Source organism: Ruminococcus sp. 8Y-12 (assembly GCF_058119865.1).
On sequence record NZ_CM176623.1, the window covers coordinates 1,471,510 to 1,487,560 of the forward strand.

The 16,051-nt window shown below is 52.2% G+C and carries 16 protein-coding genes; all 16 read left to right on the top strand.

All coding sequences use genetic code 11. The annotated features are described in order from the left end of the window. Nucleotides 1-25 precede the first annotated feature (25 nt). The 16 genes from AC0THY_RS05385 (at nt 26) to AC0THY_RS05460 (ending at nt 15,979) form a co-directional block, all read left to right on the top strand. Entirely contained in the window at nt 26-1,141 is a 1,116-nt protein-coding gene (locus AC0THY_RS05385) for a LacI family DNA-binding transcriptional regulator (RefSeq protein ID WP_489993435.1), read from the top strand. Beyond that, on the top strand, nt 1,053-1,694 hold the full coding sequence (locus AC0THY_RS05390; protein WP_489993436.1) for a DUF2291 domain-containing protein: 642 nt from the start codon (nt 1,053-1,055) through the stop codon (nt 1,692-1,694). The genes AC0THY_RS05385 and AC0THY_RS05390 overlap by 89 nt, the downstream gene beginning before the upstream one ends. 18 nt (nt 1,695-1,712) lie before the next feature. Continuing rightward, complete coding sequence (locus AC0THY_RS05395; RefSeq protein ID WP_489993437.1) at nt 1,713-3,257, top strand: sugar ABC transporter ATP-binding protein; 1,545 nt, start codon at nt 1,713-1,715, stop codon at nt 3,255-3,257. After that, the gene (locus tag AC0THY_RS05400; RefSeq protein ID WP_489993438.1) at nt 3,257-4,312 is read left to right on the top strand and encodes an ABC transporter permease; all 1,056 of its coding nucleotides are present in this window, start codon (nt 3,257-3,259) and stop codon (nt 4,310-4,312) included. Before AC0THY_RS05395 ends, AC0THY_RS05400 begins: the two co-directional genes overlap by 1 nt. A 15-nt stretch (nt 4,313-4,327) precedes the next feature. Beyond that, nucleotides 4,328-5,731: an L-fucose/L-arabinose isomerase family protein gene (locus AC0THY_RS05405; RefSeq protein ID WP_489993439.1), complete on the top strand. Its 1,404-nt coding sequence runs from the start codon at nt 4,328-4,330 to the stop codon at nt 5,729-5,731. A gap of 11 nt (nt 5,732-5,742) precedes the next feature. Continuing rightward, entirely contained in the window at nt 5,743-6,567 is an 825-nt protein-coding gene (locus AC0THY_RS05410; protein ID WP_489993440.1) for a transketolase, read from the top strand. Between the two features lies 1 nt (nt 6,568). Continuing rightward, nucleotides 6,569-7,504 carry a transketolase family protein gene (locus AC0THY_RS05415; protein ID WP_489993441.1) on the top strand — a complete coding sequence of 312 codons (936 nt, stop codon included), beginning with the start codon at nt 6,569-6,571 and terminating at the stop codon, nt 7,502-7,504. An 11-nt stretch (nt 7,505-7,515) separates the two neighbouring features. Further along, nucleotides 7,516-9,021, top strand: a complete 1,506-nt coding sequence (locus tag AC0THY_RS05420) for an FGGY-family carbohydrate kinase (protein WP_489993442.1) — start codon at nt 7,516-7,518, stop codon at nt 9,019-9,021. Nucleotides 9,022-9,827: 806 nt separating this feature from the next. After that, nucleotides 9,828-11,135, top strand: a complete 1,308-nt coding sequence (thiC, locus tag AC0THY_RS05425; protein WP_489993443.1) for a phosphomethylpyrimidine synthase ThiC — start codon at nt 9,828-9,830, stop codon at nt 11,133-11,135. Further along, nucleotides 11,125-11,931, top strand: a complete 807-nt coding sequence (gene thiD / locus AC0THY_RS05430) for a bifunctional hydroxymethylpyrimidine kinase/phosphomethylpyrimidine kinase (protein WP_489993444.1) — start codon at nt 11,125-11,127, stop codon at nt 11,929-11,931. The genes thiC and thiD overlap by 11 nt, the downstream gene beginning before the upstream one ends. Continuing rightward, the gene (gene thiE, locus AC0THY_RS05435; RefSeq protein ID WP_489993445.1) at nt 11,928-12,542 is read left to right on the top strand and encodes a thiamine phosphate synthase; all 615 of its coding nucleotides are present in this window, start codon (nt 11,928-11,930) and stop codon (nt 12,540-12,542) included. The genes thiD and thiE overlap by 4 nt, the downstream gene beginning before the upstream one ends. A 47-nt stretch (nt 12,543-12,589) precedes the next feature. Beyond that, nucleotides 12,590-12,787 (top strand): sulfur carrier protein ThiS, encoded by a 198-nt coding sequence (gene thiS, locus AC0THY_RS05440; RefSeq protein WP_489993446.1) that lies wholly within the window; start codon nt 12,590-12,592, stop codon nt 12,785-12,787. Between the two features lies 1 nt (nt 12,788). Further along, nucleotides 12,789-13,439 (top strand): sulfur carrier protein ThiS adenylyltransferase ThiF, encoded by a 651-nt coding sequence (gene thiF, locus AC0THY_RS05445; RefSeq protein ID WP_489993447.1) that lies wholly within the window; start codon nt 12,789-12,791, stop codon nt 13,437-13,439. 50 nt (nt 13,440-13,489) lie between these two features. Continuing rightward, nucleotides 13,490-14,260, top strand: a complete 771-nt coding sequence (locus AC0THY_RS05450) for a thiazole synthase (protein WP_489993448.1) — start codon at nt 13,490-13,492, stop codon at nt 14,258-14,260. Between the two features lie 11 nt (nt 14,261-14,271). Continuing rightward, entirely contained in the window at nt 14,272-15,432 is a 1,161-nt protein-coding gene (thiH, locus tag AC0THY_RS05455; RefSeq protein WP_489993449.1) for a 2-iminoacetate synthase ThiH, read from the top strand. Further along, nucleotides 15,413-15,979, top strand: coding sequence for a thiamine phosphate synthase (locus AC0THY_RS05460; RefSeq protein ID WP_489993450.1), 567 nt, complete (start codon nt 15,413-15,415; stop codon nt 15,977-15,979). Before thiH ends, AC0THY_RS05460 begins: the two co-directional genes overlap by 20 nt. Nucleotides 15,980-16,051: the final 72 nt, after the last annotated feature.

Consider the following 16,051-nt stretch of genomic DNA (forward strand, 5'->3'; position numbering starts at 1 on the left):
AAAAAGGAAATGTAGGTGACGGACTATGAAGGTAAGTATAAAAAAGATCAGTGAGGTAAGCGGATTTTCACCGGCAACGATTTCCAATGCACTCAATCACAAAAAGGGAGTTAACAAGGAAACTTCGGAGAACATCTTTAAGATAGCCAAAGAGCTGGGCTATGTGATGGAGAGCAAGATATCCAAGATAAAGTTTGTGATATACAAAAAAAACGGCTCCGTAGTCAATGATTCCCCCTTCTTTGTGGTCATGCTGGAGGGAGTGGAGAAAGAGTGCAGCGATCAGGGATACGAGATGGTGGTATGCAACCTGGATTCCAGGAGCCCGGACTACGAGATACAGCTTCGAAGAATACTAGAGGATACCCAGACAGCAGTAATATTGCTGGGGACAGAACTCACGGACTCTGATGTCCGTCCTTTTCAGAAGGCTAAGTGTCCAATGGTATGCATTGACTATTCCAATATCCACCTGTACTTTGACGAGGTGCTGATCAACAACTTTGACTCCGTACAGGTAGCGGTGGAACATTTGGTGAGGAAGGGGCATACACAGATTGGATACTTGAAGGGAAGCTTTCGGATTAAACCCTTCTGTTCCAGGGAGAGCGGATTTGAGAGGGCCATGAAGCGCCATGGACTTCCCATACAGAAGTCTTTCGTCTTCCTGCTGTCCCCAGACATGGAAGGCGCTCACAAGGACATGGCCGGATATCTGGAAAAAGGCGCAAAGGTGCCCACCGCATTCTTTGCGGACAATGACATGATTGCTCTGGGAGCCATGAAGGCTTTGCAGGAGCACGGCTACCGAATCCCTCAGGATGTCTCCATCATCGGGTTTGACGATCTGCCTTTCTGTGAGATCTCATCCCCAAGGCTTACAACGATTCGGGTATCTAAACAGGACATTGGAAAATTTGCGGTGCGCAGAGTGATAGAACTGATCAGGAACCCCTCAAACACAAAGCTGAAAATCCACGTGGGAACAGAGTTCGTGGAACGGGACAGCGTAAGGGATTTGAGGGCTGATGGAAAGGAAGAAGGTAAGACGTATGAGAAGAAAAGGATTGATATGCGCCTTGATGATGGCGCTGGTGCTGACCACAGCAACCGGCTGTGTGAAGGTGGTAAAAATCGGTGAGGAGGCTTCCATCACAGGGGAGGCGGCCTTTAGCCCGGGAGACGATGTGGCCGGTTTTTGGGACAGCCAGGCAATACCGGAGCTTACAGAAAAGGCTGTGGATTTAGTTCAGTTCATGGAAGAGGCAGGCGGTGATTTTAAGTCGTTGGCGGATAAGTATGGAAAATACTCCATGGGAGACAGCGGTGAGCTTACCTATACAGTAAAGGGAACTGGAAAAGTAGATAAGGTGAATACGGAGAGCAAAGCAGGTACCATGGATATTACTCTGGAGGGATATGACGGGCCGGCGGGAATTAAGATCCAGGTGGGTTCAGTTATCAAAGGTTCTTCTGTGCGGGACAGCCTGTCCTTTATCAAATTCGGGGATTATACGAACCAGCAGGAATATGCTGCGGTGAGCCAGAGCATCAACAGTCTGATTATGGAGAATGTGGTGAACCCGGAAAGCGCAGTGGAGATGGAGGGAAAGACCATCACCTTTACCGGATGCTTCACGGTCAGTGACAATACAACCGTTCTGATCACACCGGTGGTATTGGAGGTCAACTAAGTGTCAGGAGGTGGAAAAATGAATGAAAATGTGGTACTGCATGCAGAGAAAATCACAAAGATCTATCCCGGAACAAAAGCGTTGGACGACGTGTCCTATGATGTGGAGCGGGGGAAGGTCAATGTACTGATCGGTGAAAATGGTGCGGGCAAGTCTACACTCATGAAGATCATAGCAGGAATTGAGCAGCCCTCAAAAGGAAAAATGTATATGGGGGACAAGGAGGTATCCTTCCGAAATACTACGGAGGCCAGAAGGCACGGGATAGGTATTATACATCAGGAGCTGAACCTGTTTCCTAATTTAAATGTGTATCAGAACATCTTTATGGGAAGTGAAAAGACAAAGGCCGGTAAGCTGGACAACAAAAAGCACGCAGAGCTGGCAGCCAAGGTGCTTGAGCGCCTGGAGCATCCCATTGATGTGGACACTCAGGTTGGGGAACTGAGAGTGGGACAGCAGCAGATGATTGAGATTGCCAAGAACTTTATCCAGGAGGACTTGGAAATTCTGATCATGGATGAGCCCACATCCTCCCTAAGTGAACAGGAGGTGGAAGTACTTTTTAAGCTGATGCGGGAGTTTACCGCTCAGGGGATCTCCATTGTCTACATATCACACCGCCTGGAGGAGATCATGCGGATTGGCGACAATGTGACCATCTTAAGGGACGGAAAGTTTGTGGCAAAGGCCCAGGTAGCAGATATTGATGTGCCGTGGATTGTACAGCGCATGGTTGGGCAGGGGAAGTCCTATCCCAAGAAGGAAAACAATATTGACTGGAAGAAACAAGATGAAGTGCTCACAGTAAAGGACCTCTGCCTGCCTAAGAGCGGCGGCGGATATCTGCTGAACCATGTAAGCTTTTCCCTGAGAAAAGGGGAGGTGCTGGGAATCTATGGACTGATGGGTGCCGGAAGAACAGAGGTGTTTGAGTGTATCATGGGCCTGAGACCGGAACATACCGGTGAGGTTTGGAAGGACGGAAGAAAACTGGAGATCCGCTCTCTGTCTGAACAAATTGAGAGAGGATTTGCACTGGTTCCGGAGGACAGACAGAGTCAGGGGCTGGTCCAGACCCTGGACATTGGAAAAAATATCTCCCTTGCCAGCCTGAAAAAATACACTAAGGCAGGTTTTTTGAAAAAAAAGAGCGAGGAAGAGAATGTGGACCGCCAGATCAGGGACATTCAGATCAAGGTGGCGGATAAACGGCTTCCCATCCTGTCACTTTCCGGCGGAAACCAGCAGAAGGTAGTTATCGGAAAGGGCATTTTGACAGACCCCGACATCCTGCTTCTGGACGAACCCAGCAGGGGAATTGATATCGGAGCTAAGACAGAGGTATTTGAAATCATACAGCAGTACGCCCAGAAAGGGCTGTCAATTATAGTGATTTCCTCCGAACTGCAGGAAATCATTGCAATCGCAGACAGGGTAATCGTACTGTCCAACGGCATAAAGACCGGAGAATTTGAGCATGACGAGATTACGGAGGATCTGCTTGTATTGTCCTCCTATAAAGGACACGCCGGACACAAAACGGGAAAGGAGAATAAATAATGGAAAAGACAAATGGAAAGAAGGGGGCTTCCGGCGGAAGCCTTGCCATGACACTTTTAAAGGGCAGGACCCTGATTATCCTGATTATTCTGGTCATTTTCTTCAGCCTTATGACGGAGAACTTTTTCTCACTCAACACTGGGCTGTTGGTGGCAAAGCATGTGGCACTTTACGGTATTCTGGGCATTGGCATGACCTACGTTATTATCACCGGAGGTATTGACCTGTCTGTGGGAGCTGTGGCAGGACTTGCCGGCATGATCGCAGGCGGACTGATCAATGAGGGGCTGACGCTTCCCATGTTTGGCGTAACTCTTTATTTCAGTGCTCCCTTAGTAATTTTGATCGCCGCTTTAGTAGGCGTTCTGTTTGGTCTCATCAACGGTTTGATCATCACGCGTTTCGGAGTAGCACCCTTTATCACCACCCTGGGTACCATGAATGTAGCCCGAGGCTTCGCAAACCTGCGCTCCGGAGGCTCTACTTTTTCCAATATTGTGGGAAATGAAGCTCTGGGGAACACGGGATTTGACGTGCTTGGAAAGAACTTCCTGGGCATCCCGGTGGGAGTTATCATTTTGATACTGATTGCCCTGGTGGCAGCGATTCTTCTGAAATACACGCCTTTTGGATGGCACATACTGGCGATCGGAGGCAATGAAAAGGCTGCTAAGCTCTCCGGAATCAAGGTTAAGAAAAACCTGACACTGGTATACATGTTCTCGGGATTTTGCTCCGCGATCGTGGGTATGATTGCAGCAGCCCAGCTGGTAGCCTCCCACCCGGCAACCGGCGAGGGATGGGAGATGAACGCCATCTCCGCTGCCGTACTGGGCGGTACCTCCATGGCAGGCGGTGTGGGAACCATCGGCGGAACCATTATCGGTGCATTTATCATCGGCGTCATCAATGACGGTATGGTAATGTGCGGTGTCTCCGAGTTCTGGCAAAAGGTAATCAAGGGTATTGTGGTGATCGCAGCCGTTATTGTAGACCAGTTCCAGAGAAATCTGCAGGCTAAGATGGCTCTTCAGGCCCGCAATGAAAATAAATAAGAGGAAGGTGAACAGATGACGAGAATAAAACTGGGGTTTGCCCCCACGAGAAGAAGTATTTTCAGCGCTCCGGATGCTCTCAAATACCGGAACCTGACGGCCGACCGGCTGAGAGAGCTGGGAGTGGAGTTTGTGGATATCACGGATATCAATGAGGAGGGACTGCTCTACAACGATGAGGACAGGATAAAGATTGCAGAGAAGTTTAAAAGAGAGAAGGTGGATGGCCTGTTTTTGCCCCACTGCAATTTCGGCACTGAGTATGAGTGCGCCAGACTGGCAAAGGATTTGCAGATTCCGGTGCTGCTGTGGGGTCCCCTGGATGAGAGACCGGAGCCGGACGGAGTGCGGTTAAGGGATACACAATGCGGACTGTTTGCAACCGGTAAGGTACTGCGCAGGTTCCAGGTTCCTTTCACCTACATGACCAACTGCAGACTCACCGATCCGGTGTTTGAGAGAGGGCTTCGCGACTTTATGGCAGTCTGCCAGGTGGTAAAGACCTTCCGTAATATGCGTATCCTGCAGATTTCCACCAGACCCTTTGACTTCTGGACCACCATGTGCAATGAGGGCGAACTTCTGGAGAAGTTTAATATTCAGCTCGCGCCGGTCCCCATGCCGGAGCTCACCGACCAGGTGAAGGCTGCCAAAGAGGAAGGGGTGAAGGTGGCTGAGGTGATGGCATACTGCCGTGAAAAAATGTGTATTGAAATTAAAGATCAGGAGCTTGAAAATGTGGCTGCCCTGAAGGTTGCCATGAAGACACTGGCCGAAAAATACGGCTGTCAGTCCATTGCTATCCAGTGCTGGAACCAGCTGCAGAACGAAATCGGAATCATGCCCTGCGCGGCCAATGCCCTTTTGAACGAGGAAGGGATTCCGGTGGTATGTGAGACGGATATCCACGGCGCGATCACTGCCCTGATGGTGGAGGCAGCTGCCATGGGCGAGAAGCGCAGCTTCTTTGCGGATTGGACGATCCGCCATCCGGATATCGAAAATGGAGAGCTTCTCCAGCACTGCGGGCCCTGGCCCATCTCTGTGGCGGATGAGAAGCCAAGGCTGACCTATCCCCTGGCCTTTGACCATCCCGGAAGTCTGACGGCCAGAGCCAAGATGGGGGAAGTTTCACTGGTCCGCTTTGACGGGGACAACGGAGAATATTCTCTTCTGCTGGGAAATGGCAGAGGCGTGGAGGGTCCCAAGGGAATGGGAACCTATCTCTGGGTCGAGGTAGACAATATCAAGCGTCTGGAGGCCAAGATAGTGGAGGGACCATACATCCACCACTGTGTAGGCATCCATAAGAACGTGGTACCTGTACTGTATGAAGCCTGCAAATACATAGGAGTGAAGCCGGATCTCTACGACCCGGTGGAGGAAGAAGTAAAGGCGTATCTGCGGGGGGAAAATTAGGAGGTCTGTTTATGGAAGATTTAAAGAAATTATCGTATGACCTGCGAAAAGATGTGCTGGATATGATCGTGTCCGGCAAAGGCGGCCATATTGGCGGAGACATGAGTGTGATGGAGATTCTGGTGACGCTCTACATGAAGCAGATGAATATAGCGCCGGACAACCAGGATGATCCGGACCGGGACCGCTTTGTACTCAGCAAAGGACATTCGGTGGAGAGCTATTATGCGGTTCTGGCCAAGAAGGGGTTTTTTGGCCGCGAGGAGGTTATTGACAAGTTCAGTAAGTTTGCCTCCCCTTACATCGGACACCCCAACAACAAGCTTCCGGGGATAGAGATGAACTCCGGTTCTCTCGGCCATGGGCTTCCGGTGAGCGTGGGAATGGCCCTGGCCGGAAAAATGGACAGCCGGGACTACCGTGTCTATGTGGTAATGGGAGATGGGGAATTGGCGGAAGGCTCCGTCTGGGAAGGTGCCATGGCAGCCCACCATTATAAGCTGGATAACCTGTGTGCAGTGGTTGACCGCAACCGCCTGCAGATTTCAGGCAGCACAGAGGCTGTGATGGCACAGGATGACGTAGGAGAGCGGTTTGCCAGCTTTGGATGGAATGTGATCAATGTGGAGAATGGAAATGATATTGACCAGCTTGACGCTGCCTTTGAGCAGGCGAAACAGGTAAAAGGGAAACCCACTGTGTTGGTTGCAGATACTGTAAAGGGATGCGGGTCCTCTGTGATGGAGAACAAGGCAGGATGGCACCACAAGGTTCCGACTCAGGAGGAATACGATCAGATTATAGAGGATTTCCAGGCGAGAAAGGAGGCGCTGTAGTATGAATAAAATTCCAAACAGGCAGGCGATCTGCCAGGTATTGATGGACGAAGCGCAGAAAGACCGGGATATTGTAGTGCTCTGCAGCGATTCCAGAGGCTCTGCCTCCCTTGCTCCTTTTGCGCAGGCTTATCCCGAGCAGTTTGTGGAGATGGGCATAGCGGAGCAGAATCTGGTGAGCGTGTCGGCCGGCCTTGCCAAATGCGGGAAAAGACCCTTTGCGGCTTCCCCGGCCTGCTTTCTCTCCACCAGAAGCTATGAGCAGGCGAAAGTGGATGTGGCTTACTCCAACACAAATGTGAAGCTGATCGGAATCAGCGGGGGCATCAGTTACGGTGCTCTGGGGATGAGCCATCACTCTGCACAGGATATCGCTGCCATGACGGCCATTCCAAATATGCGTGTGTACCTGCCCAGCGACCGTTTCCAGACTGAAAAGCTGATCCAGTCTCTTTTAAAGGATGAGAAGCCGGCCTACATCCGCGTAGGGCGCAATGCAGTGCCGGATATCTACGAGGAGGGAAAGGTTCCCTTTGAGATGGACAAAGCCACGGTTCTGTCCCAGGGGTCGGATCTTGCCGTCGTGGCCTGCGGTGAGATGGTGAAACCCGCCCTGGATGCGGTAGAGTTTCTAAAGCAGGAGGGAATAGGCGCAACGCTTCTGGATATGTACTGTGTGAAGCCCCTAGACCGGGATGCTGTGGTAAAAGCCGCGAGTGCTGCAAAGGCAGTGATTACAGTGGAGGAGCATGCACCGTATGGAGGTCTGGGAGCCCTGGTGAGCCAGGTGGTTGCCCAGGAGTGCCCGAGGAAGATGAGGAATCTGGCGCTGCCGGATTCCCCGGTAATCACCGGAAACTCCAAAGAAGTATTTGACCACTATGGTCTGAACACCGAGGGGATCGTGAAAGCGGCAAAAGAACTTTTGGCAGAGTAGGAGAAGGAACTATGGGGAAGCAAAATAGCGGGTATATCTTATCCATTGATCAGAGTACCCAGGGGACAAAAGCGCTGCTGTACGATGCAGAGGGCTGCCTTATTGCCAGAGCAGACCAGCCGCACAGGCAGATTGTAAATAAAGAGGGCTGGGTTTCCCATGATCCGGAGGAAATTTATCAAAACGTTCTGCTGGCAGTCCGGGGGGTGGTGACCAAGGCGGGGATTGATAAAGGAGAGATAGCAGGACTGGGAATCAGCAATCAGCGGGAGACTTCCGCGGCCTGGGACAGGACGGACGGGAAACCAGTGGCAGATGCCATTGTGTGGCAGTGTTCCAGGGCAAAGGAGATCTGTGAGCGGATTGGCAGGGAGAGCGGGGCGATAAGGATTTCGGAGATTACCGGAATCCGGCTTTCTCCCTACTTTCCGGCATCAAAGTTTGCCTGGTTTTTAGAAAATGTGGATGGGGCCAGGGAGAAGGCCAAGCTTGGAGAACTGTGTCTTGGGACAATGGACAGTTGGCTGGTGTATAAGCTGACGGGGGGGAAAAGATTCTGTACGGATTATTCCAATGCTTCCAGGACACAGCTGTTTGACATTACCAGGCTTGCGTGGGATGAGGAGACTTGTGGGCTGTTTGACATTCCTTCCTCCTGTCTTGCACAAGTCTGCGGTTCGGATGAGAACTTTGGAGAGACGGACCTGGAAGGGTATCTGGAAAAACCCATACCGATCCATGCGGTTCTGGGGGACTCCCACGGCGCCCTCTTTGGGCAGGGGTGCCTGGAACCGGGCATGGTAAAAGCCACCTACGGCACAGGCTCCTCCATTATGATGAATGTGGGGACAAAGCCGATATTCAGCACATCCGGACTTGTGACCTCCCTTGCATGGGGGCTGGGAGGAACGGTAGAGTATGTGCTGGAGGGCAATATCAACTACACCGGGGCTGTGATCAGCTGGCTCAAGGACAGCCTGGGGCTGGTAGCCAGTCCCGGAGAGACAGAGGAGCTGGCCAGGACTGCCAATCCCGAGGACCGCACTTATCTGGTACCTGCGTTCTCGGGGCTTGGGGCGCCCTACTGGGACAGTGAAGCCACGGCAGTCCTCTCGGGAATGACCAGGACAACGGGAAAAGCCGAGATCGCCAAGGCGGCGCTGGACTCCATTGCCTATCAGATTACGGATATCGTGAGGATTATGGAGAAGGACTCAGGACTTCCGATCAAAGAGCTGAGGGCAGATGGGGGTCCCACGAAAAACAGGTATCTGATGCAGTTTCAGTCCGACCTGACAGGAAAACCGGTCCAGGTGTCCGCCCTTGAGGAGCTATCGGGCACCGGGGCCGCCTATGCGGCAGGGATGGCCCTTGGAATCTATGACAGGGGTATTTTCGGAAGGGTGAAGAGGAGCCTCTTTAGGCCGCAGATGGAGACAGCTGCCAGGGAGGAGAAGTATGAGGGGTGGAAGGGTGCAGTGCGTTTGGCGCTTAGCAACTACACTGACAGACCTTAGTAAAGGAACAGGCTGTCTATAGCTGTAACTGTTCAGACGGGTCTGGGCTGTTACTTGCGTTGCCACCCAGACGTCACCCGGGCGTTGGCAGCTCTCACGCAAACACGTGCAACGCTCTGGGGAACTGACCGTTAACTTCAACTATGACGCTCAGGAAAGCCTTCGCGTCCAAGTTTCTGTAAACGGTCATTTCCCCGCCGCTAAAAACGCACGTAAATTGTTTGCTTAGAGAGCTGCCAACGCCCGAGCGACTGTTTTCTGGAACCTAGAACTTCCATCAATCTTGTTTGCAAATCGTCTGAGTGGCACCATCTCCCGCCTATGGGAAACAGTTTCCTCCTGCGCCGGAGGAAGCGTCCCCCCTCAGCCTATAACGAACCGGACCTATCTAAACTGTTACCATATGTGGACCATATCCTTGATTGCAGTAAAAATTACAGTTGACAATTGCTTCATTCAGGTATATGCTTTATCCATAACATAAAATAGGGGGAGCTGACGCGTCGGCTGAGAGGAAATACGAACGGATTTCGACCCATGAACCTGATACGGATAATGCCGGCGTAGGAAGCAAGATGATAGCGCAGTCTGGGTGTATCCTGTTGGGATATGCCTTTTTATTTTTCGATGAAAGTCTGCCCAAAATGACCGGGTCAAATCCAGAAATGACCAGGTCGTTTCTGACATTCATGAGGTATATTCCACGGGAAAATGCCTTTTTATATAAACTGTAGCGTACGCGGGAGTCTGTTATCACAGGCTTCTTTTTTCGTGTCAAAAACAACGGATAGATGAGGAGGAATAAGATGGAATACACTACACAAATGAACGCCGCAAGGCAGGGTATTCTCACAGAGGAGATGAGGGCGGCAGCCCAAAAGGAACAGATGGATGCCAGAGAGCTAATGCAGCTTATGGCAAAAGGGCAGGTGATTATTCCCTGCAACAAGCTGCACACTTCCATAGAGCCAAATGCAATCGGTTCCATGCTAAAGACCAAGATCAACGTCAATCTGGGAATTTCCAGGGACTGCAAGGACATGGATATGGAGATCGAAAAGGTGAACAACGCAGTAAAGATGGGGGCAGAGTCCATTATGGATCTGAGCTCCTACGGGGATACCAGAACCTTCCGGAAACGTCTCACAAAGGAATGTCCGGCCATCATAGGAACTGTCCCCATTTACGATGCGGTAGTCTATTACCACAAGCCTTTAAAGGAGATTACCTCCAGGGAGTGGATCGACATTGTGAAGATGCATGCGGAGGACGGGGTGGACTTTATGACCATCCACTGCGGGATCAACAGGGAGACAGCAGGGCGTTTTAAGAGAAATAAACGGCTTACGAATATTGTATCCAGGGGCGGCTCGATCATCTTTGCCTGGATGGAGATGACAGGGGAGGAGAATCCATTTTATAAGTACTATGATGAGATCCTGGATATCTGTCAGGAGTATGACATCACCATGAGCCTGGGGGACGCCTGCCGCCCGGGATGTCTGAAGGATGCCTCCGATATCTCTCAGATTGAAGAGCTGATCACACTGGGAGAGTTAACAAAGCGGGCCTGGGAGAAGGATGTGCAGGTGATGGTGGAGGGGCCGGGACATATGCCCCTGGACCAGATCGAGGCAAATATGAGAATCCAGAAAACCATCTGTCAGGGAGCCCCCTTCTACGTGCTGGGGCCGCTGGTGACGGATGTGGCCCCTGGCTATGATCATATCACGGCAGCCATAGGCGGAGCCATTGCCGCCGCATACGGGGCCTCATTCCTGTGTTATGTCACCCCGGCAGAACACCTGCGTCTTCCCAACCTGGAGGATGTAAAGGAGGGAATCATAGCCTCCCGCATAGCGGCCCACGCTGCGGATGTGGCAAAGGGAGTGAGAGGGGCCATTGACTGGGACCACCGGATGAGCACAGCCAGGAAGAACCTGGACTGGGAGCAGATGTTTGCCCTCTCCATGGACCCGGAGAAGGCGAGGCGCTACCGGGCTGAGGCCAAGCCGGAGAAGGAGGATACCTGCAGCATGTGCGGGAATTTCTGCGCAGTTAAAAATATGAACCGGATTTTGGACGGGGAGATTGTAAACATCTATGATGAATAAAACAGTATTGACCATTGCAGGATCAGACAGCAGCGGAGGCGCAGGAATCCAGGCAGACTTAAAAGTGATGACTGCCTACGGTGTGTACGGAATGAGCGTGATCACAGCCGTGACCGCCCAGAATACTCTGGGAGTACATGCTGTCCGGGTGGTGGGAGCGGATACGGTCTGCGCCCAGCTAAATGCGGTACTCTCAGATATCCGGCCGGATGCGGTGAAGATCGGAATGGTTTGCACGGAGGAGATCGTACATAGTGTGGCCAGGGCCATTGACCGGTGGGAACTGGAGAATATTGTGGTGGACCCGGTGATGGTGTCCACCAGCGGCAGGTCTTTGTTGGATACTAAGGCTTGCGGAGTGCTGAAAAAGGAGCTGTTTCCAAGGGCGGACCTGGTTACGCCTAACCTGCCCGAGACAGAACGCCTTTGCAAACCCCGGGAGGAGCAATGGGACAGAGAAGCTGTCCAAAAAGCAGCTATGCAGCTTACCCGGAAATGGGACACTGCCTTTTTAATCAAAGGCGGACACCTGGAAGGGGAAGCAGCGGACTGCTTTTGTGCTCCGGATGGGAAAATGCAGTGGTATGAGGGGAAGCGGATTGACACTGTAAACACCCACGGTACGGGGTGCACCTACTCCACAGCCATTGCCTGCAATCTGGCAAAGGGGATGGAGCTTTCCAGGGCAATCCGGGAGGCGAAGACTTACCTGGAGGGTGCCATCCGCTGCAACCCGGGTCTGGGAGCAGGACACGGGCCATTGAACCACTGCTGGAGAATGGAGGAGAGCATATGAACCACGGTAAGGAAGACAGGTGGCTTTACCTGATCACGGATCTCTCCTATGGGGAGGAGGCCGTGGCGGCTGCTCTCAGGGCGGGTGTGGATTATGTGCAGCTGCGGGAGAAAAACGTATCTTCCGCCGAGTATTTGAGGCGGGCCAGAAAAATGAGAGAACTGTCATCTGCGTTTCAGACAAAGCTGATTATCAACGACAGGGTGGACATTGCTCTGCTGTGTGAAGCCGATGGAGTCCATCTGGGACAGGAGGACATTCCGGTATCTGATGCCAGAGGGCTTATGGGACCAGATGCGGTGATCGGCGCAACAGCCAAGACCCCGCAGCAGGCAGCTCTGGCACAGAGTCAGGGAGCGGATTACCTGGGGAGCGGAGCGTGGTTTCCGACGAACACCAAAAAAGATGCGGTCCCCATTACAAAGAAACGGTATATGGAAATCCTGCAGGCCACGGATATTCCAAATGTGGCTGTGGGCGGCATCACCTCCGGCAACTGCAGGATACCTCTGGACTGTCAAGCAGATGGTGTCGGGGTGTCCGGGGGCATCATGGGAGCTGAGAATATCGCTGAGGAAATCAGCAGGCTGCGCATGGCGCTTAAAGGGTAACAGAATCTGATTAGCAAAGAGGCGTTACTGGCAAAAGAGGAGTAATTATGGCGAAGATAAACGGAAAAGAAGTGACAATGAAGGACGGTATGACCGTCCGGGAACTGTTGGGTTTGGAAGGGTATTCCATGGATAAAATTGCAGTGGAGAAGAACGGGGAAATACTTCCCAAAAATCTTTACCCGGTCACAGCCGTAGAAAAGGATGACATTTTTGAGGTAGTCAGTTTTGTTGGGGGCGGTTGAGATGAATGAGAGGAAAACCTTGCTTACAGAAGAGGAGATGGACCGTCTCTTGGTGGAAAGGCATGGGGAAGACATTCACAGAAAGCTAAAAGAAGCCCATGTGGCTGTGGCCGGACTGGGAGGCCTCGGATCAAATGTGGCTGTCATGCTGGCAAGAGCCGGGGTGGGGAGCCTTCACCTGGTTGATTTTGACCGGGTGGAGGGGAGCAACCTGAACAGACAGGTGTATAAAATGAAGCACCTGGGTATGTATAAGACCGGGGCCCTCTGTCAGGAGATCCGGGAGATCAATCCCTACATAGAGCTAAAGGCCGATACCATATGTGTTACGGAACAAAATGCAGCAGGTATATTTTCGGGAGACAGACTTATCTGTGAGGCGTTTGACAGGGCGGAGAACAAATCTATGCTGGTAAATGCTGTGATGGAACAGCTACCGGAAGCAGTGCTGGTCTCCGGCTCCGGGATGGCAGGATATGCCAGCAGCAATCTGATCCGGACAAAAAAGCGGATGAGACGCCTGTATGTCTGCGGAGACGGAGTGAATGGGATCGATGAGGGGGAACCCCTGATGGCGCCCCGGGTGACAGTGTGCGCGGGGCATCAGGCAAATATGATACTGCGGCTGATTTTGGGGGTAGAGGCCGTCTAGTTAGCATGCTGCTTGCTAACAAACAAAACAATATGAAAAGAGGATATCAAATGCAAGAAGATAAACTTATCCTGGGAGGACATGTGTTTCAGTCACGGTTCATTCTGGGTTCGGGAAAATATAACTTAAATCTGATCAATGCTGCCGTAAAGCATGCGGGCGCTGAAATCATTACCCTGGCGGTCCGCAGGGCCAACAGCGCAGGGGAGGGGAACATTCTGGATCACATCCCCGAGGGAGTGACACTGCTCCCCAACACCTCCGGCGCCAGAAATGCACAGGAGGCGGTGCGCATCGCACGCCTGGCAAGGGAACTGGGGTGCGGAGATTTTGTGAAGATCGAAGTGATAAGGGATTCCAAGTATCTGCTGCCGGACAACCAGGAGACCATCAAGGCCACAGAAATCCTGGCAAAAGAGGGCTTTGTGGTCATGCCCTATATGTACCCTGATCTGAACACAGCCAGGGATCTGGCAAGCGCTGGGGCAGCCTGCATCATGCCTCTGGGTGCTCCTATTGGCACCAACAAGGGGCTGTGCACCAAAGAATTTATCCGGATTCTCATTGAGGAGATTGATCTTCCCATCATAGTGGATGCCGGCATTGGCCGCCCTTCCCAGGCCTGCGAGGCCATGGAGATGGGGGCAGCAGCAGTCATGGCAAATACGGCTATCGCCACCGCAGGGGACATTCCGGCCATGGCAGAGGCTTTCCGAAAAGCAATTGAGGCAGGACGTACAGCTTATATGGCAGGGCTTGGAAGGATTTTAGAGGGTAAGGCCAGCGCATCCTCCCCGCTCACCGGATTTTTGGAAGAATAGGGGGCTATAGCATGAGCAATCCAAGAACAAATCATATGGAGTACATGGAGGGAATGGAGGTGCTGGACTCAGACATCATGGACCGTGTGCTGGATGCCATGAACGAGTACGATTACAGCAGATACACGGAGCAGAACGTGCTTGCAGCCCTGGCCCACGACATACGTACTCCCGAAGACTTTGCAGCCCTGCTCTCCCCAGCGGCACAGCCCTATCTGGAGGAGATGGCCCAGGCTGCCCGGCTGGAGACAAGGCGGCACTTTGGAAATTCCGTGAATATGTTCACACCCATCTACATTTCCAACTACTGCGAAAACCACTGCATCTACTGCGGCTTCAACTGTCACAATTCCATCCGCAGAGCCAGGCTTACGGAGGAGGAAATCGAAAAGGAGATGGCCCAGATCGCAAAAACAGGGCTGGAAGAAATCCTGATCCTGGTGGGGGAGAGCCGGGCAAAATCCGATGTGAAATATCTGGGAAAGGCCTGCAAGATTGCGCAAAAGTACTTTCGGATGGTGGGCCTGGAGGTCTACCCCATGAACAGCAGTGAGTACGCCTACCTGCACAGCTGCGGCGCGGACTACGTCACGGTATTTCAGGAGACATACAATTCAGATAAATATGAGACCCTGCATCTGGCGGGACACAAGCGGGTATTCCCCTACCGCCTGAACGCCCAGGAGAGGGCTTTAAAGGGTGGAATGAGGGGTGTGGCTTTCGGAGCGCTTTTGGGACTGGATGATTTTCGAAAGGATGCCTTTGCCACAGGCATGCACGCTTGGCTTCTCCAGAGAAAGTACCCCCAGGCAGAAATCTCCTTTTCCTGCCCCAGACTGCGCCCGATTATTAACAACGACCAGATCAACCCCAGGGATGTGCATGAGCCCCAGCTCCTTCAGGTGATCACTGCCTACCGTCTGTTCATGCCATTTGCCGGAATCACCATTTCCACCAGGGAGAGCGCCGGATTCCGGGATCATGTGATCACTATCGCTGCCACCAAGATCTCAGCCGGTGTGAGCACCGGAGTGGGCAGCCATGTGGAGGAAGTGGAGGACAAGGGAGATGAGCAGTTTGAGATTTCAGACGACCGGACAGTGCAGGAGATCTACCAGGCAATCCAGAGCCAGGGGATGCAGCCTGTGATGAATGACTATGTATACGTTTGAGCAGATGCTGGCTGTGACCAGCCGGAAGCTTTGCACCCGGCCTTTTCTGGAACAGGTAAAGTGGCTGGCAGGAATGCACCCTTTGGGGATTATTTTGAGAGAAAAGGATCTCACAGAGAAAGAATACGAAGAATTAGCCGTCCAGGTAAAGGGGATCTGCCGGGAAAATGGAACGGAATGCATTCTGCACTCCTGGGTGGGAGTGGCCAGGAGACTTAACTGCCCTTGCATTCATCTGCCCTTTGAGCGTTTCCAAAGGGAGGCACAGGACATTCAGGATTTCCAAAAGATTGGGGTTTCCGTCCATTCAGTAGGAGAGGCTGTGAGAGCCCAGGAGTTGGGGGCATCCTATGTAACGGCGGGACATATCTTTCCCACAGACTGCAAAAAGGGGATGCCTGCGCGGGGCCTTGGGTTCTTAAGAGAGGTATGTGAAGCGGTTGCTATTCCGGTCTTTGCAATCGGAGGGATTACGCCGCAGAATGCCACCAATGTGTGCAAAGCCGGAGCCTCCGGATACTGTGTTATGTCGGGAGTGATGAGATAAACTGTATAGATAGTGTTCTGGACCTGTTTTCGTATCTGTATAGATGGGCCGGAACACTATTTTTATGTACAG